The organism is Modestobacter sp. KNN46-3 (assembly GCF_011039295.1).
In genome coordinates, this window is sequence record NZ_JAAKGN010000041.1 from 1 (window position 1) to 16,264 (window position 16,264).

Below are 16,264 nucleotides of genomic sequence, written 5' to 3' on the forward strand. Positions count from 1 at the left end.
CGGGCCGCGCGCACCATCATCGTGTGGGCCGCCTCGACCTTGGTGCCCATCTCGGCGAGCTTGAAGGCGATGGCCTGGTGCTGGGCGATCGGCTTGCCGAAGGTCTCCCGCTGCTGGGCGTACTCGATGGCCAGCTCGAAGGCCCGGATCGCGACCCCGCAGCCACGGGCCGCGACGTTCACCCGACCGACCTCGACGCCGTCCATCATCTGGTAGAAACCGCGGCCGGGCTGCCCGCCCAGGATCTTGTCCGCGCCGATCCGGAACCCGTCGAAGCTGGCGTCGGTGGTGTCGATGCCCTTGTAGCCCATCTTGTCGATGCGGCCGGGGATGGAGAACCCGGGCAGTCGCTCACCCAGGCCCGGGGTCTTCTCCACCAGGAACGTGGTCATGTTCTTGTACGGGGAGTCGCTGCCCTCGTCGGTCTTGACCAGGAAGGCGACCAGGGTGGCGTTCTCGCCGTTGGTCAGCCACATCTTCGAGCCGTTGACGACGTACTCGTCGCCGTCGCGGGTGGCCTTCGTCCGGATCGCCGCGACGTCGCTGCCCAGCTCCGGCTCGGACATCGAGAACGCGCCGCGCAGGTCGCCGGTGGCCATCCGCGGGAGGTACTCGGCTTGCTGTTCCGGGGTGCCGTGCTGGGTGATCAGGTGCGCCACGATGAAGTGCGTGTTGATGACGCCGGAGACGCTCATCCAGCCGCGCGCGATCTCCTCGGCGACCAGGGCGTAGGTCAGCAGCGACTCCCCCAGCCCGCCGAACTCCTCGGGGATGGTCAGCCCGAAGATCCCCATCTCCGCCAGGCCCTCGACGATCTCGGTCGGGTAGACGTCCCCGTGCTCCAGCTCCTGGGCCCTGGGGATGATCTCCTTGTCCACGAAGCTGCGGACCGTCGACAGGATCTCGGTCTGGACGTCGGTCAGGTCCGCGGTCTGGGCCAGGCGGGTCATGCGCACACTCCTCGGGACGACGGTGTCTCGGTTACTGGCGAGTACGTCGCGAGTATGGAGCACGCCCGGCCCCGTCCTCCGGCGTCCCGGCCGCACAGCTGTGGCGGTTACCGTCGCGGCGGTGAAGCACCGTCGCCGCCTCCTCGTCCCCGCCGCCGTGGCCCTCCTGACGCTGGCCGGGTGCGGGACAGCCGAGGACGCCGACGACGGTGCGGCCGCCCCGGGCACCGCCGAACCCGCCCAGGGCACTGCGGAACCCGCCCCGGCCGACGCAGCCGCCGCAGCGGCGGCGGCAGCCGACCCGGCCGCCGCGCAGGACCCGGCCGAGGCGATCGTGGCCACCGCCCTGCGGGCCGCCGACCTGCCGGAGGGCTGGTCGGTGCAGGCCAACCCCGTCCCCACGGACGCCGACCTGGCGGGGAACCCGAGCCTCGACGGCATCTGCGGCTATCCGTTCACCTCCGAGTCGCAGCGGACGGCGAAGCAGCCGGTGGTGGGCCTGGACCCCGCCGGCACCGCGCAGCTGTCGTCGGAGGCGATCGCCTACGCGACCCCGGCCGCGGCGACGACCGCGGTGCAGGAGCTGGTCCAGGCGTTCGGCGGCTGCCCGGCCGAGGAGTACACGTTCGAGCCGGGCCCGAGCGCGGAGGGCCTGGCCGCCAACAGCGTCGTCTTCCAGTACCGCCTCGCCGACGGCACGACCCAGGTCACCCTCGCCCAGGCGCGGGGGCAGGTGCTCTCGGTGCTGGTCGGCGAGGACCCGGAGGTCACCGCCGCCGCCGGCCGGTCGATCGCCACCCGCATCGCCGCGTTGCCTGCCGCGGCCATCGGCGCCTGACCGGCACACTGACGCCGTGAGCCAGGACGACTTCTACCGCGGGGACCCGCCGCCGTCGTACGGCGCCCCGCCGGGGTACGGACCCCCCGCGTACGGACCTCCCGGACCGCCCGCGTACGGGCCTCCGGGGTACGGCCCTCCCGGGTACGGCCGCACTGCCTACGGCCCCGGCTGGCAGCGGCCGACCAACCAGCTGGCGATCGTGGCCCTGTTCACCGCCTTCGTGTTCGCCCCGGTCGGCCTGGTGCTCGGCCTGGTGGCCGGCCGGCAGGTCCGGCGGACCGGCGAGAGAGGCGGCGGCCTGGCGGTGGTCGCCGTGATCGTCGGCGGCATCGTCACGACCTTCATGGTCATCGGGCTGGTGGCCTACATCTGGGTGCTCGCCTCGATCAGCGACGGCGCGTTCGCCCCCTGAAGAAGGACCCCGTCCTCCTCACCCCTCGCGAGCTCGGGGCGAGCCTCGGGACGGGGCCGTCCACGAGCCAGTGCAGAGACGGGTCAGCCCTCCGGCGGGGTGAAGATCGAGGTGCGGGACATCCCGGCCGCGCGGCCCTTGCCGGCGATCACCAGCGCCATCTTCCGGCTGGCCTCGTCGATCATCTCGTCGCCGAGCATCGCCGAGCCCTTCTTGCCGCCGGCCTCCGACGTCGCCCACTCGTAGGCGTCGAGGATGAGCTCGGCGTGGTCGAAGTCCTCCTGGGACGGCGCGTAGATCTCGTTCGCCGCGTCGATCTGCCCCGGGTGCAGCACCCACTTGCCGTCGAAGCCGAGCACCGCCGAGCGCTTGGCCACCTCCTCGAACGCCGGCACGTCGCGCACCTGCAGGAAGGGGCCGTCGATGGCCTGCACGCCGCGGGCGCGGGCGGCCATCAGGATCTGCATGAGGATGTAGTGGAAGGGGTCGCCCGGGTAGTCGGGGTGCAGGGCGCCCACGACGAGCGACTTCATGTTGATGCTGGCCATGAAGTCGGCCGGGCCGAAGATGATCGTCTCGATCCGGTCGCTGGCGAAGGCGATGTCGTTGACGTTGATCAGGCCCTGCGCCGTCTCGATCTGCGCCTCGATGCCGATCCGGCCGACCTCGAGCCCGTTGCTCTTCTCGATCTGGGTGAGCAGCAGGTCCAGCGCCTTCACCTGGGCGGCGTCGGCGACCTTGGGCAGCATGATGCAGTCGAGCTCGGCGCCGGCGCCCTCCACGACCTCGACCACGTCGCGGTAGGTCCACTCCGTCGTCCAGTCGTTGACCCGGACGGTGCGGATCTTCTCGCCCCAGCCGCCCTCGTTCAGCGCCGCGACGATGTTCTTCCGCGCGCCCGGCTTGGCCAGCGGAGCGCAGGCGTCCTCGAGGTCCAGGAAGACCTGGTCGGCGGGGAGGCTCTTGGCCTTCTCCAGGAACCGGGGGTTGCTGCCCGGGACGGCGAGGTTGGAACGACGGGATCGGAGCTCGGCCACGGTGCCTCCGCTGCTGGTCGACGTTGGTTACCGGAGAGTAGCGACGCTGCTCCGCGACTCCTCGCCCCCCGCGTGATCATCGTGGAACGGCGGCCGTCATCGGCGTGTCGAGCAGCCGTTCGCCGATGGTCAACAGCGGCGGAGCCACGCGGACGGCTACGGTCGTTCCGTGGGTCCGGGCCCCTTGGTGACGCAAGGAAGCGAGGGAGCACCGGCGGCGGCAGAGGTCGAGCAGCTGTACCGAGAAGCGTCCCGGGGCGCACCGCTGGGTGAGCCACCTGAGGTCGCCGCAGTCTTCGCGGCGCTGTACGGCGCGCTCCTCCCCCGACCGGACCTGCTCACCACCTCGCTGCGCGCGGACGGGCGACTGGTCGGTTTCGCCTACGGCCACCCGTGGCACTGGCCCGAGCAGTCCGACCCGTGGGGACGCCAGCTCCGCACACGCCTCGATGTGGCGGCGGACCTGCTGGAGGGCAGCTTCGCGGTCTGCCTGCTGGTCGTCGACCCGAGCCGCCGTCGGCAGCGGCTCGGCGGGGCGCTGCTGGACACGCTGCTGGCCGAGACCCGGGAGCGTGCGTGGCTGATGACCCGCGACGATCCCACGCCTGCGCTGGCTCTCTACGAGCAGCGCGGCTGGCGCCGGATCGGCCACGGTCCGGATGCGCCGAACGGGCGCCCTGGCCTCGTCCTGCTGCACGACTGACAGCTGGACCGGCTCGGGTCCGCTGAACGACCCGCTCCTCCGGTTGATCATCGGCGAACGGCGGCCACCATCGGCGTGTCGAGCAGCCGCTCGCCGATGATCAACGACGCCTCGGTCCTACACCGGATCGGCCTCCGGTGTCGGGCGCCCGGCCCGGATCACCAGGGCCACCCCGATCACGACGGCGATCATCCCCGGCAGCGCCAGCAGCGGCGGCACCTGCTGCAGCAGCACCAGCGCGACCAGCAACGCGCCCGGCACCTCCAGCAGCACCGCCAGCCCGACCACCGTCGGGCCCACCGAGGAGAGCACCAGGTTCAGCAGCGTGTGCCCGAGCAGCTGCGCGCAGACGGTGATCGCCGCGATCAGCCACCAGTCCCGCGCGCTGAACCCGGCCAGCGGCACCCCGACGACCAGCGCGGCGAGGGCCAGGACGGCCGCGCAGGTCGAGTAGCAGATGACGGCGTAGGCCGAGGTGGTCAGCCGCTCCCGCGCCCGGGCCCCGGCGAGCATGTAGCCGCCGGCGCAGATCGCCCCCAGCAGCGCGAGCCCGTCCCCGGCCAGCGCCGTCCAGGACACCGTGACGTCGACCCCGGCGATCAACGCGGCGCCGAACACCGCCAGGCCCAGCCCCCACCACACCTGCCGGGGCAGGTGGACGCCGGAGACGCGGGCGGCCAGCGCCGTCCAGATCGGCGTCGTGGTCACCAGCGCGGTGGAGGCGGCGACCGTCGTCATCGACAGGCTGGGCAGCCAGGCGGCGAAGTGGGCGGCCAGGAACAGCCCGGCGACGACGGAACTGACCAGCTGCCGGGGTCGCAGGCCGGTCAGCGTCGCGCGCTCCCGCAGCAGCAGCACCGGCAGCAGCAGGACGGCACCGGCGGCGTTGCGCCAGAAGGCGATCGCCAGGAACGAGGTCGCGACCATGGCGGTGAGCGGGCCGGAGAACGACACCCCGATGACGGCCACCGCCATCAGCGCGACGTCCCGGCCACCCGGCCGGTGCACCGCCCAGGGCGACACCGGCGGGGCGGCGGCGCCCACCGCGCGCGCCGCTGACCGGGGCGGGGCGGCGGGATCGGTCACCGCGCCGGGACCCGGATCGTGCCGCTGGCGATCGGCAGCACGGTGCCCGCGACGGTGGCCGCGGTGGCGGCACCGCCGGCGGTGGTGACCGTGCAGGACAGCACGGAGGGGCGGCCGAGCTGCTCGCCCTGGCGGACCGTGTACTCCGCCGTCCCGTCCGACGGCACCAGGCCGGCCGCGGCCAGCCAGACACCCGTGCCCAGCGCCGCCGAACCGGTGGCCGGGTCCTCGCCCCAGCGCAGGTCGCCGGCGAACACCCGGGCGTACGCGGTGGCCGTGCCGGCGTCCCAGCTGAGCACCGAGACGCCCTCCCCCACGCCGAGCAGGTCCAGCGCGCCCTGGTCCGGGCGCGCCCGGTCGACCGCACCCGGCTGCACCGCCAGGTACGCGAAGGGCAGGCCGCAGCCGGCCACGTGCACCGGCGAGTCGGCCAGGTCCGCGGCGGACAGCCCCAGCGCAGCGGCCAGGACGGCGGGGTCCGGCCCCGGGTCCAAGGTCGGCCGGCCGCCGCCGAGGGTCGCCCCGGCGACGTCCACGGTCAGGTCCAGGACGCCGACGCCGCACTCCTGGCGCACCCGGCCGGCCGGCAGCCGCCCGGTGCGCACCAGCGTGTGCGCGGCCCCGACGCTGGGGTGCCCGGCGAAGGGCAGCTCGGCGAACGGCGTGAAGATCCGCACCCGGTAGTCGGCGTCCGGGGCGGTGGGTGCGCAGAGGAAGGAGGTCTCCGAGAGGTGGAACTCGAAGGCCAGCGCCTGGCACTGCTCGGTGGTCAGCTCGTCGGCGTCGAACACCACCGCCAGCGGGTTCCCTGCGTAGGGCCGGGGCGCGAACACGTCCACGACCTCGTAGCTGAGTCGATCGGGTCCCGGGGCCGCCACGAGGGCGACGGTAGCCTTCCGCTTCGGTGGCCGGGTTGCCGATGTCACCGCATCCGCTGGTCACGGGACCGACGCAGCACCGAGGAGGGCCAGTGACGACGGTGACGAGGGCCTACGTGTCCCGGGTGGCCGGACTGACCGTCTTCGACCCCAACGGCGACCGGGTCGGCAAGGTCCGCGACGTGCTGGTCGCGCTGCGGGTCGGCACCGCCGCGCCGCGCGTGCTGGGGCTCATCGTCGAGGTGGTGCCGCGGCGCCGGATCTTCTGCCCGATGGGCCGGGTCACCGGCGTGGACTCCGCCTCGGTGCGGCTCTCCTCGGGCACGGTGAACCTCAAGCGCTTCGAGCAGCGGGCCGGGGAGACCCTCGTGCTGGGCGAGCTGCTGGACCGGCGGGTGACCATCCAGGAGTCCGACCGGCCGGCCGCCGTCGTCGACGCCGCCATCGAGCAGACCCGGACCGGTGACTGGGTCGTCTCCCGCCTCGCCGTCCAGGAGCCGGGCCGGCTCGGCCGCCGCGGGCAGCTGCACCAGCTGGCGTGGGACGAGGTCAGCGGGCTCGGCCTGCCCGAGACCGGGCAGAGCGCCGAGACGCTGATCGCCACCTACCGCGAGCTCAACGCCGCCGACGCGGCGCACGCCCTCCAGGAGCTGCCGATCAAGCGGCGGCACGAGGTCGCCGAGGCGATGGACGACCCCCGGCTCGCCGACGTGCTCGGCGAGCTGCCCGAGGCCGACCAGATCACCATCCTGGGCACCCTGAAGGAACGGCGGGCCGCCGACGTCCTGGAGGAGATGGACCCCGACGACGCCGCCGACCTGCTGGCCGAGCTCTCCACCCTCGACCGGGACCGGCTGCTCGAGCTGATGGAGCCGGACGAGGCCGAACCGGTGCGCCAGCTGCTGAAGTACTCCGAGGACACCGCCGGCGGGATGATGACCAGCGAGCCGGTGATCCTCGCCCCCGACGCGACGATCGCCGAGGCGCTGGCCCGGGTCCGCACCCCCGAGCTGTCCCCGGCGCTGGCCAGCCAGGTGTACGTCTGCCGGCCGCCCTCGGCCACGCCGACCGGGCGGTACCTGGGGCTGGCGCACATCCAGCGACTGCTGCGCGAACCGCCGTCCGGCCTGGTCAGCGGGGTGCTCGACGACCTGGAGCCGCTCCGCCCGGAGACGCCGCTGACCGAGGTCACCCGCTACTTCGCCACCTACAACCTGGTGGCCGCGCCGGTGGTCGACCCGCAGGGCCGGCTGGTGGGGGCGGTCAGCGTCGACGACGTCCTGGACCACCTGCTGCCCGAGGACTGGCGCGAGAGGTCCCGGCGTGGCTGAGGCCGAGCGGCGCGCCGACCTGCGGCTGGACCAGCCACGCACCGCCCGGGGCATCGGCAGCTTCCTGCGGCTGGACCCCGACGCGGTCGGCCGGTTCGCCGAGGGGATCGCCCGGTTCCTGGGCACCGGCCGGTTCCTGGCGGTGCAGACGATCCTCGTGATCGTCTGGATCGCGCTGAACGTGGTCGCGGTCGACCTGCGCTGGGACCCCTACCCGTTCATCCTGCTGAACCTGGCCTTCTCCACCCAGGCCGCTTACGCCGCACCGCTGATCCTGCTCGCGCAGAACCGGCAGGCCGACCGCGACCGGATCCAGGCCGAGGAGGACCGCAACCGCGCGGCGCAGACCCGCGCCGACACCGAGTACCTGGCCCGGGAGCTGGCGTCGCTGCGGGTGTCGGTCGGCGAGCTGGCCACCCGCGACTTCATCCGCGGGGAGCTGAACCGGCTGGTGCCCGAGGACCCCGACGACGAGGCCGCCGAGCGCAAGAAGAAGAAGAAGCGCCGGGAGGCCGCGGCCGAGCCCACCGGCTGACCGTCAGCGGCGCAGCGCGGCGAGCACGGCGGCGGCCGGGTCGCCGGTGGCGGTGTCGACCACGGTGTGCCGCTCGTGCCACTGGTCGACCCGCCGGGCCCGCACCTGCTCCCAGGTCGGGACGACGTGGCCGGAGAGGTCGGCGGGACGCTCTTCGACCCGGCGCCGGTGCTCGGCCCGGTCGGTGCAGATCAGCCGCACCCAGTGCACCGGGACGTCGTGCCGGGGGGCCAGGTCGCGGAACGGCCGGCGGGCGGCGGCGACGTCGAAGACCGCGTCGACCAGCACGTGGGTGCCGGCGGTCAGGCAGGTGTCGGCGGCGGCCAGCGCCAGGTCGTAGCCGTGCGCGCCGACCTCGGCCGCGGTGGGCACCAGGCCCTGCCGGAGCAGGGCGACCTCGAAGGCGTCGACCCGCAGGTGGGCCGCGCCCAGCGCGCCGGCCACTTCTCGGGCGACCGTCGTCTTGCCGACCCCGGGCAGCCCGCCGACCACGATGAGCACCCGCTCAGCCCAGCAGGTCGCGCAGCAGATCGAGGAGCACCGCGGCCACCCCGGTGAGCGGGAGCGTCAGCGCCGCGGCCTCCAGCCGGGTGCGCAGGTCCCGGGCCAGGACGACGACGAGCACGAGGGCGACGACGACGTCGACCACCGCCTGCACCGGGTGGTCACCGGCGTCGGCCAGCGCACCACCGCCCAGGGTGATGCCGGCGGCCATCGCCAGCAGGGCTCCCGGCAGCCACCCCGATCCCCGGGTCGCCACGTGCGCCGCCACAGCGGTGGCCGGCACCGCGGTGGCCGACAGCACCAGCCAGGCGACCAGCAGCCGGACGGCCCAGCCGAAGTCCAGGACCAGCGCGGCCCACGCGTAGTAGGCCACCGTCATCGCCGCGAAGAACACCCCGGAGCGGAGCGCGGCGGCCGCCGGCGAGGGCGCCGACCAGCCGATCAGCGCGACCACCAGCACCCAGGCGGCCGGGTAGCTGCCCAGGTCGGCGGCCCATCGCCAGCCCGACTCGTCACCCGCCTTCGCCGCGACGCCGGTCAGCACCCCGGCGAGCAGGGCCAGCGCCAGGGGTGCCCGCCGACGGGCCGGTGCCTCGATCGTCGCCGTCACGGCACCGATCGTGCCGCCGCCGTCCGCCCTCCTGCGTCCGCCGCGCCGCACCGCGGTGACGCGCTGCACACCGACCGAGCCAGCCTGCCGCCGGAGGTCGCCCGCGTGGTGCAGGACGCCTACGGCAACGCCACCGCCGAGCTGTTCCTGATCGCCACCCCGCTGGCCGCCCTCGCCCTCCTGGTCGTGCTCTTCATCAAGGAGAAGCCGCTGAAGACCACCAGCGGCGCGGAGCGGCTGGCCGAGGAGCAGGCCCAGCTGCCGCTGGCGCACTGACCCGCCGGCACCCGGACCGCCGTCGTCCCCCCTCGGGGACGACGGCGTCCGTCAGCCGGTCCAGCGGTACCCGTTCTCCGGACGCCCGGCGGCTCCGTACCGGGGCCGGACGGCGGCCAGCCCCGACCGCTCCAGGTGTTCCAGGTACCGCCGGGCGCTGACCCGCGCCAGGCCGCAGCGCTGCCCGACCTCACCGGCGGACAGGTCGTCGGCGGGGCTGCTGGCGAGCGTCCGGGCGACGAACTCCAACGTCCGGGGCGAGAGCCCCTTGGGGAGCGGGGTCGCCGCGAGCGGTTCGCTGACCCGCCGTCGAGTCGAGAAGAGCCGGTCGACGTCGCTCTGCTGCAACCCCCGCCCCGGCTCGGCGGTACGGCGCAGGACCTCCACCCGGTGCGCCCGGTAGGCCTCCAGCCGTTCCCGGAAGGCGGCCAGGGAGAAGGGCTTGACCAGGTAGTCGACGACGCCGGTGGTCATCGCCGCCCGGACCGTCTCCACCTCCCGCGCGGCGGTGATGACGATGACGTCGGGCTGGGGGCCGGCCAGCGACCGGAGCCGCCGCAGCACCTCGACGCCGGAGAGGTCCGGCAGGTGGATGTCCAGCAGCACCAGGTCGGGGGCGAGCACCTGGACGGCCTGCAGCGCCTCGACGCCCCGGTGCACCTCGCCCACCACCTCCAGGCCGGGCACGGACTCGACGTAGCCGCGGTGCACCGCCGCCACGGCGAAGTCGTCGTCCACGACCAGCACCCGCACCGCGCCTCCGCCGGTCACGGCGCCGCCTCGGCCATCGCCGGGGAGGGGGCGCCCAGGTGCACCTCGACCCGGGCTCCGCCCAGGGGTGCGGCGGTGACCGTGGCCGAGCCGCCACGACGGGCCGCGATCCTCGCCACCAGCGCCAGGCCGATGCCGCGGCCGTGATCGGCGTCGGCCGGCCGCTTGGTCGTGACCCCGACGTCGAAGACCCGGGTCCGGTCCGCCTCGGCCACGCCCGGTCCGTCGTCGTCCACCCGCACGACGAGCCCGCCGTCGGGCTGCGAGCCGAGGTGGACCATGACCGTCCCGCCGTTCCCGGTGGCGTCCATCGCGTTGTCCAGCAGGTTGCCGAGCACGGTCACCACGTCGTCCCCGCTCCCGGCCGTCAGGGAGCTCCCGGGCGCGAGGGTCAGCGCGATGCCCCGCTCGTGGGCGACCGCCGACTTGGCGAGCACCAGCGCGGTCACCGCCGGGTCGGCCACGGCGGCCAGCGACCGGCCGTCGAGCAGCTGACCACCCCCGGCCCGGTCGATGAAGGCCACCGCGTCGGACTCCCGGCCGAGCTCGATCAGCCCCTGGATCACGTGCAGCTTGTTGCTGAACTCGTGGGCCTGGGCGCGGAGGGTGTTGGTCAGGTTGCGCTGGCCGTCCAGTTCACGCAGGGCGCTGGACAGCTCGGTGCGGTCGCGCAGGGTGAGCACCTCGGCGACCCGGCGGCCGCCGACGACCGCGGGGGTCCGGTTCGCGACCAGCAGCCGCTCCCCGGCGAGCACCAGTTCGTCGGTCACCGCTCGCTCACCGCCGACCAGCGGCAGCATCGCCGCGTCCAGGACCTCGGCGGCGGGGCGGCCCACCACGTCGCCGCCCAGGCCGAGCAGTCGAGAGGCCTCGTCGTTGACCAGGACCACCCGCCCGCGGTCGTCGACGGCGACCAGGCCCTCGCGGATGCCGTGCACCATCGCCTCCCGGGTCTCCAGCAGCCGCGCGATCTCCTCCGGCTCCAGGCCGAAGATCCGCCGGCGGACGAGCCGGACGACGAACCACGACGCGAGCGACCCCAGCAGTGCGGCGCCACCCAGCCAGGCGACCAGCACCGGCGCCTCCTGCCGGAACTCGGCGGCGAGCTGGGCCTCCAGGATGCCCACCGAGGCCGCGCCGATCACCTGTCCGGAGCCGTCGCGGACCGGCACCTTGGCGCGCAGCGACTCGCCCAGCGTCCCCTGCTCGGTGCCGACGAACACCTCGCCGGCCAGCGTGGGGCTCGGGTCGGTGGACACCGGTTCGCCGATCCGGTCGGGGTCGGGGTGGGAATAGCGGATCCCGTCGGCGTCGGTGAGGACGACGAAGGTCACCCCGGAGGCCTCCCGGAGCAGCTCGGCCAGTGGCTGCAGGACGGCGCCGGGATCGAGGGTGCCGTACGCGTCGACGACGCTGGGCAGCCGGGCCGTGCTCGTGGCGACGGTGAGCACCTGCTGGCGGTAGGCGTCGCGGATCTGCTCCTGCTGGTGCTGCACGGCCACCGCGCCCGCCAGCAACACGGTGGCCAGCACGATGCCCACCTGCAACAGGAGCAGTTGGACCCCGAGGGTCATGGTCCGGCGGCGCACCGGTTCAGTGTGCGCTCGCCGCCCCTGGATGTGGCGGCGACCACAAAGACCGAAACAACCAGTACGACCGTGACGTTCCCACCAGCCTGCGGCCTTCCTAGCGTCCGAACAGAACCCGAGCCGATCCCGGCCCGGCGGACGAGGAGGTCCACCCGATGTCCCTGACCCTCAGCGCACGACCACGGTCTGCTGCCCGTCCCTGGCAGCTGACCGCTGCGGCCGGCGCGGCACTGCTGGGCCTGCTCACCGGCTGCAGCGACTCCGGTGGCGGCGAGGCCGGCGCGGAGGCTGCGGTCGACCGCCTGGAGATGATGGCGCCGGCCGATCCCGGCGGCGGCTGGGACTCGACCGCCCGTGCGCTGGCCGCCTCCATCGAGGAGGCCGAGCTCGCCGGGAGCACCCAGGTCACCAACGTCGGCGGTGCCGGCGGCACCGTGGGCCTGGCCGAGCTCGCCAACGAGCGCAGCGAGGAGTTCCTGATGGTGATGGGCCTGGTGATGCTGGGCGCCATCGAGACCAACCAGTCCCAGGCCACGCTGGAGGACACCACCCCGATCGCGCGGCTCACGGCCGAGGACGAGGTCGTCGTCGTCCCCGCGGACTCGCCGTACCAGGACGTCCAGGACCTGGTCGACGACATGAAGGCCAACGGCCGGTCGGTGTCGATCGCCGGCGGCTCGGCCGGCGGGACCGACCACATCCTGGCCGGGCTGATCGCCCAGGCCGGGGACGTGCCGATCGAGAACCTGAACTACGTGGCCTACTCCGGCGGCGGGGAGTCCCTGGCCGCGCTGCTGGGCAGCCAGGTCTCGGCCGGCATCTCGGGTGTCTCCGAGTACGCCGAGCAGATCGAGGCCGGCGAGCTGCGTGCGCTGGCCGTCTCCGGTGCCGAGCGGGTCGAGGGCATCGACGCACCCACGCTGACCGAGGCGGGGCTGGACGTCGAGCTCAGCAACTGGCGCGGGGTCGTCGGACCGCCGGACCTGTCCCCCGAGGCCCGGCAGAAGCTGATCGACCTCGTCGACGAGGCCGTGCAGTCCGACGCCTGGCAGGAGCGGCTGGAGCTCAACGGCTGGGAGGACACCTACCTGTCCGGCGACGAGTTCGACGCCTTCCTCGAGGAGGAGCAGCAGCGGGTGCGCGGTGTCCTGCAGGACATCGGGCTGGTGGAGTGAGTTCGTCTGCAGCCGCTGAGGACCACGCCCGCACCGGTACGCCGGGGCGGGCGTGGTCCTGGGCAGAGGCTGCCTTCCCCGTGGGGCTGCTCGCGCTGGGGGTCTTCACCCTGGTCGACGCCAGCACCATCGTCGCGCCCAGCTCGGTGAACACCGTGGGCCCGCAGGCCTTCCCGTACGCGGTCGGGGTGCTGCTGGTGCTCACCTCCCTCGCGCTCTTCGTCGACCTGGCCCGCGGGCACGGTGGCGCGGCCGAGGAGGGCGAGGACGTCGATCCGTCGGCCACCACCGACTGGGCCACCGTGCTCAAGCTGACCGGGTCCTTCGCCGCCCTCGTCGTCCTGGTGGAACCCCTCGGCTGGCCCATCGCGGCGACCGTGCTCTTCGGCGGCGCCGCCTGGTCGCTGGGCGCCCGTCCCTGGTGGCGGCCCGTGCTCGTGGGGGCCGTGCTCGCCTTCACCACCCAGGTCCTGTTCACCCAGCTGCTGGACCTGTACCTGCCGGCCGGACCGCTGGAGGGAGTGAGCTTCCTTGGGTGACTTCGGCGCGCTGCTCGACGGGTTCGCCACCGCTCTGCAGCCGATGTACCTGCTCTACGCGCTGATCGGCGTCACGTTGGGCACCGCCGTCGGCGTCCTGCCCGGCATCGGCCCGGCGATGACCTTGGCGCTGCTCCTGCCGCTGACCTACTCGCTGGAGCCCACCGCGGCCTTCATCATGTTCGCCGGCATCTACTACGGCGGCATGTACGGCGGGTCGACCACGTCCATCCTGCTCAACGCCCCCGGTGAGTCCTCCTCCATCATCACCGCGCTGGAGGGCAACCGGATGGCCAAGGCCGGCCGGGGTTCGGCCGCACTGGCCACCGCGGCCATCGGCTCCTTCGTGGCCGGGACGATCGCCACCGTGGCGCTGACCCTGGTGGCGCCGACGATCGCGCGCCTGGCGGTCCAGCTCGGCCCGGCGGACTACGTCGCCCTGCTGGTGCTCGCCTTCCTGACGGTGGCCGCGGTGCTGGGCTCCAGCCCGCCCCGGGGCATCGCCTCGCTCGGGATCGGGCTGTTCCTCGGCCTGGTCGGCACGGACACGCTCACCGGGCAGCAGCGGTTCACCCTCGGGCTGCCCGCGCTCGCCGACGGCATCGACGTCGTCGTCGTGGCGGTCGGGGTCTTCGCCGTCGGGGAGGCGCTCTACGTCGCCTCCCGGATGCGCCGCGGCCCCATCCCCCTGGTGCCGGCGGGCAAGGGCTGGATGACGAAGGACGACTGGCGCCGCTCGTGGAAGCCGTGGCTGCGCGGCACTGCCATCGGCTTCCCGATCGGCACCCTGCCCGCCGGCGGTGCAGAGGTCGGGACCTTCCTGTCCTACTCGGCGGAGCGGAAGCTCTCCAAGCACCGCGAGGAGTTCGGCAAGGGCGCCATCGAGGGCGTCGCCGGCCCGGAGGCGGCCAACAACGCCTCGGCGGCCGGGGTCCTGGTGCCCCTGCTCACCCTCGGCCTCCCCACCTCGGCGACGGCGGCGATCCTCATCTCCGCCTTCCAGAGCTACGGGATCCAGCCGGGGCCGCTGCTGTTCCAGGACGAGTCGGCGCTGATCTGGGCCCTGATCGCCAGCCTCTACATCGGCAACGTCCTGCTGCTGGTGCTGAACCTGCCGTTGGTGGGCATCTGGGTGAAGCTGCTGCAGATCCCCCGGCCCTACCTGTACGCCGGCATCCTCACCTTCGCCGCGCTGGGCAGCTACTCCGTCGGCGCCTCGACCGAGGACCTGGTCCTGCTGTTCCTCCTCGGCCTGCTGGGCTGGGCGATGCGGAACTTCGGCTTCCCGATCGCGCCGGCGGTGGTCGGGCTGATCCTCGGCCCCATCGTCGAGGAGCAGCTCCGCCGCGCCCTGGCCATCAGCCAGGGCGACCCCACGGTCCTGGTCACCAGTCCCTTCGCGGCGGTCGTGTACGCGGCCCTCGTGGTCTTCCTGTTCCTGGGCTGGTGGCTCCGCCGCCGCCAAGCCCGTACCGAGGCAGAGCTGGCCGCCGTGGTCGCCACGCCTGCCGAGTCCGAGAGGAGTTCGTCGTGACGATCGTGGTGGGCTACGTGCCCAAGCCGGAGGGCCGCGCTGCCCTGCGGGCGGCGGTGGAGGAGGCGGACCTGCGCGGGGAGCAGCTCCACGTGCTGAACACCTCGCGCGGGGACGCCTACGTCGACCCCTCGTACGCCAGTCCCGAGGACCTCGCCGAGGTCCGCGGCCTGCTCGAGGAGACCGGCCTGACCTTCGAGCTCGAGCAGCACGTCGGCGGCCAGAGCGGGGCGGACGAGGTGGTGGCGACGGCAGCGCGGCTGGGTGCCTCGCTCATCGTGATCGGCATCCGCCGGCGGTCGCCCACCGGCAAGCTCGTCTTCGGCAGCGACGCCCAGCGCATCCTGCTGGAGGCCGAGTGCCCGGTGCTGTCGGTCAAGGCCCCGTCGGCCGGCTGACCCGGTGAGGGTCGCCGTCCCCACGGCGCGGGACGGCGACCCCCACCGGTCCGGTCAACCGGTGACGACGTGCACCAGCGCACCGGCTGCACCGGCCAGCACCAGGACGACGATGAACGGTGCCCGCAGGGCCAGTGCCACCGCGGCCACGGCGAGCCCGACCAGCCGCCCGTCGACGACCAGGTCCGGCCCCGAGGTCGCGGCCTGGACGGCGACCAGCGCGGCCAGCAGCGCCGCCGGCACGAACTCCACCACCCGGGTCACCCACGGCCGCTCCACCCAGGCCGCCGGCACCGAGAGCCCGGCCAGCTTCAGCAGGTAGCAGCCCAGCGAGCCGACCAGCACCACCGCCCACAGCGTCCCGGTGCTCACGCGGCTGCCTCCCGCGGGGACGTCGTCGTCCGCGGCCGGCCGGCCAGCGCCACCGCGACCACGGCGAGCACCACCTGCACCCCGGCCGGCACGAACGGGGTGAGCGCCAGCGCGACGACCGCGCCGCCCAGGGCCACCCGCCGCTGCACGCCCGGCTCGCGCGCCGAGCGCTGCAACCGGGGCCACAGCAACGCCAGGAAGGCCGCGGGCACGACGGCGTCCAGCGCGGCCTGCGCCGTCTCGCCCAGCGCCGCGGCCCCCAGCGACCCGACCAGCGTCGTGACGTTCCAGCCCAGGTAGATGGTCGCGCCGGTGACCCAGAACGCCAGCCGGCCCAGTTCCCGGTCCGGTGCGGCGACCGCCATCGCCGTCGTCTCGTCGATCACCCAGTGCGCCGCCCCGGCCCGGCGCAGCCAGCCCTGCGGCGCCAGCATCGGGGCCAGCCGGACGCCGTAGACGGTGTTGCGGGTGCCGAGCAGCAGGGCGCTGCCCACGGCGGAGAACGCTCCCCCGCCGGCACCGAGCACGCCGATCATCGCGAACTGGGAGGCGCCGGTGAACATCAGCGCCGACGTCGCCACCGCCTGCCAGGTGTCCAGCCCGGCCCCGGCCGCCGCCGCACCGAAGGCGACCCCGTACAGCCCCACCGCCACGCCCAGCCCGACGGCGTCCCGGAGAGTGGCGGTGCGGGCGGAGGACGGCACGAGCCGACCCTAGGCGGAC

General features: G+C 74.1%; 20 protein-coding genes. 10 read left to right on the plus strand and 10 right to left on the minus strand.

Annotation, left to right across the window (positions count from 1 at the left end; all coding sequences use genetic code 11):
- On the minus strand, positions 1–950 hold a 950-nt coding region (locus tag G5C62_RS11135; RefSeq protein ID WP_164701008.1), incomplete at its 3' end, for an acyl-CoA dehydrogenase family protein.
- A 121-nt stretch (positions 951–1,071) separates the two neighbouring features.
- On the opposite strand from G5C62_RS11135, the gene G5C62_RS11140 reads away from it, so the two are divergent.
- Positions 1,072–1,788: a hypothetical protein gene (locus tag G5C62_RS11140; protein WP_164701009.1), complete on the plus strand. Its 717-nt coding sequence runs from the start codon at positions 1,072–1,074 to the stop codon at positions 1,786–1,788.
- 16 nt (positions 1,789–1,804) lie between these two features.
- Positions 1,805–2,203: a DUF4190 domain-containing protein gene (locus tag G5C62_RS11145; protein ID WP_164701010.1), complete on the plus strand. Its 399-nt coding sequence runs from the start codon at positions 1,805–1,807 to the stop codon at positions 2,201–2,203.
- Between the two features lie 83 nt (positions 2,204–2,286).
- Here the strand turns inward: G5C62_RS11145 and G5C62_RS11150 are convergent, their stop codons facing one another.
- Positions 2,287–3,240: a CoA ester lyase gene (locus G5C62_RS11150; protein WP_164701011.1), complete on the minus strand. Its 954-nt coding sequence runs from the start codon at positions 3,238–3,240 to the stop codon at positions 2,287–2,289.
- 187 nt (positions 3,241–3,427) lie between these two features.
- Here G5C62_RS11150 and G5C62_RS11155 point away from each other — a divergent pair, with 187 nt between their 5' ends.
- Positions 3,428–3,943: a GNAT family N-acetyltransferase gene (locus G5C62_RS11155; protein WP_164701012.1), complete on the plus strand. Its 516-nt coding sequence runs from the start codon at positions 3,428–3,430 to the stop codon at positions 3,941–3,943.
- Between the two features lie 117 nt (positions 3,944–4,060).
- Here the strand turns inward: G5C62_RS11155 and G5C62_RS11160 are convergent, their stop codons facing one another.
- Positions 4,061–5,029 carry a DMT family transporter gene (locus G5C62_RS11160; RefSeq protein ID WP_241175831.1) on the minus strand — a complete coding sequence of 323 codons (969 nt, stop codon included), beginning with the start codon at positions 5,027–5,029 and terminating at the stop codon, positions 4,061–4,063.
- A complete protein-coding gene (locus tag G5C62_RS11165; protein ID WP_164701013.1) occupies positions 5,026–5,907 on the minus strand; it encodes a PhzF family phenazine biosynthesis protein in 882 nt (293 codons plus the stop codon). The genes G5C62_RS11160 and G5C62_RS11165 overlap by 4 nt, the downstream gene beginning before the upstream one ends.
- A gap of 92 nt (positions 5,908–5,999) precedes the next feature.
- Between G5C62_RS11165 and G5C62_RS11170 the strand changes: the two genes are divergently transcribed.
- Positions 6,000–7,238 carry a magnesium transporter MgtE N-terminal domain-containing protein gene (locus tag G5C62_RS11170; protein WP_164701014.1) on the plus strand — a complete coding sequence of 413 codons (1,239 nt, stop codon included), beginning with the start codon at positions 6,000–6,002 and terminating at the stop codon, positions 7,236–7,238.
- Entirely contained in the window at positions 7,231–7,773 is a 543-nt protein-coding gene (locus tag G5C62_RS11175) for a DUF1003 domain-containing protein (protein ID WP_164701015.1), read from the plus strand. The genes G5C62_RS11170 and G5C62_RS11175 overlap by 8 nt, the downstream gene beginning before the upstream one ends.
- A 3-nt stretch (positions 7,774–7,776) precedes the next feature.
- On the opposite strand, the gene G5C62_RS11180 is transcribed toward G5C62_RS11175, so the two are convergent.
- Together G5C62_RS11180 and G5C62_RS11185 are read right to left on the minus strand one after the other, a co-directional pair.
- Positions 7,777–8,274, minus strand: coding sequence for an AAA family ATPase (locus G5C62_RS11180; protein WP_164701016.1), 498 nt, complete (start codon positions 8,272–8,274; stop codon positions 7,777–7,779).
- A 4-nt stretch (positions 8,275–8,278) separates the two neighbouring features.
- A complete protein-coding gene (locus G5C62_RS11185; RefSeq protein WP_164701017.1) occupies positions 8,279–8,887 on the minus strand; it encodes a DUF6518 family protein in 609 nt (202 codons plus the stop codon).
- A 105-nt stretch (positions 8,888–8,992) separates the two neighbouring features.
- Between G5C62_RS11185 and G5C62_RS11190 the strand changes: the two genes are divergently transcribed.
- Complete coding sequence (locus G5C62_RS11190) at positions 8,993–9,163, plus strand: hypothetical protein (RefSeq protein ID WP_164701018.1); 171 nt, start codon at positions 8,993–8,995, stop codon at positions 9,161–9,163.
- A 51-nt stretch (positions 9,164–9,214) separates the two neighbouring features.
- Here G5C62_RS11190 and G5C62_RS11195 read toward each other — a convergent pair whose 3' ends face one another.
- Positions 9,215–9,934: a response regulator gene (locus G5C62_RS11195; protein WP_241175832.1), complete on the minus strand. Its 720-nt coding sequence runs from the start codon at positions 9,932–9,934 to the stop codon at positions 9,215–9,217.
- Positions 9,931–11,523 (minus strand): sensor histidine kinase, encoded by a 1,593-nt coding sequence (locus tag G5C62_RS11200; protein WP_206330590.1) that lies wholly within the window; start codon positions 11,521–11,523, stop codon positions 9,931–9,933. The genes G5C62_RS11195 and G5C62_RS11200 overlap by 4 nt, the downstream gene beginning before the upstream one ends.
- 155 nt (positions 11,524–11,678) lie before the next feature.
- On the opposite strand from G5C62_RS11200, the gene G5C62_RS11205 reads away from it, so the two are divergent.
- The 4 genes from G5C62_RS11205 to G5C62_RS11220 are packed head-to-tail and all read left to right on the plus strand — an operon-like array spanning position 11,679 to position 15,169.
- Positions 11,679–12,698, plus strand: coding sequence for a tripartite tricarboxylate transporter substrate binding protein (locus G5C62_RS11205; protein WP_164701019.1), 1,020 nt, complete (start codon positions 11,679–11,681; stop codon positions 12,696–12,698).
- Entirely contained in the window at positions 12,695–13,237 is a 543-nt protein-coding gene (locus G5C62_RS11210; protein ID WP_164701020.1) for a tripartite tricarboxylate transporter TctB family protein, read from the plus strand. Before G5C62_RS11205 ends, G5C62_RS11210 begins: the two co-directional genes overlap by 4 nt.
- Positions 13,230–14,771: a tripartite tricarboxylate transporter permease gene (locus tag G5C62_RS11215; RefSeq protein ID WP_206330591.1), complete on the plus strand. Its 1,542-nt coding sequence runs from the start codon at positions 13,230–13,232 to the stop codon at positions 14,769–14,771. Before G5C62_RS11210 ends, G5C62_RS11215 begins: the two co-directional genes overlap by 8 nt.
- The gene (locus G5C62_RS11220) at positions 14,768–15,169 is read left to right on the plus strand and encodes a universal stress protein (protein WP_036337554.1); all 402 of its coding nucleotides are present in this window, start codon (positions 14,768–14,770) and stop codon (positions 15,167–15,169) included. Before G5C62_RS11215 ends, G5C62_RS11220 begins: the two co-directional genes overlap by 4 nt.
- Before the next feature lie 54 nt (positions 15,170–15,223).
- Here the strand turns inward: G5C62_RS11220 and G5C62_RS11225 are convergent, their stop codons facing one another.
- Together G5C62_RS11225 and G5C62_RS11230 are read right to left on the minus strand one after the other, a co-directional pair.
- Positions 15,224–15,541, minus strand: a complete 318-nt coding sequence (locus G5C62_RS11225; protein ID WP_036337551.1) for an AzlD domain-containing protein — start codon at positions 15,539–15,541, stop codon at positions 15,224–15,226.
- Positions 15,538–16,245 (minus strand): AzlC family ABC transporter permease, encoded by a 708-nt coding sequence (locus G5C62_RS11230; RefSeq protein WP_036337549.1) that lies wholly within the window; start codon positions 16,243–16,245, stop codon positions 15,538–15,540. The genes G5C62_RS11225 and G5C62_RS11230 overlap by 4 nt, the downstream gene beginning before the upstream one ends.
- Positions 16,246–16,264: the final 19 nt, after the last annotated feature.

Excerpts from the sequence above, each read along its gene's own strand:
- G5C62_RS11205 (WP_164701019.1), top strand. The coding sequence starts at position 11,679 with ATGTCCCTGACCCTCAGCGCACGACCACGGTCTGCTGCCCGTCCCTGG.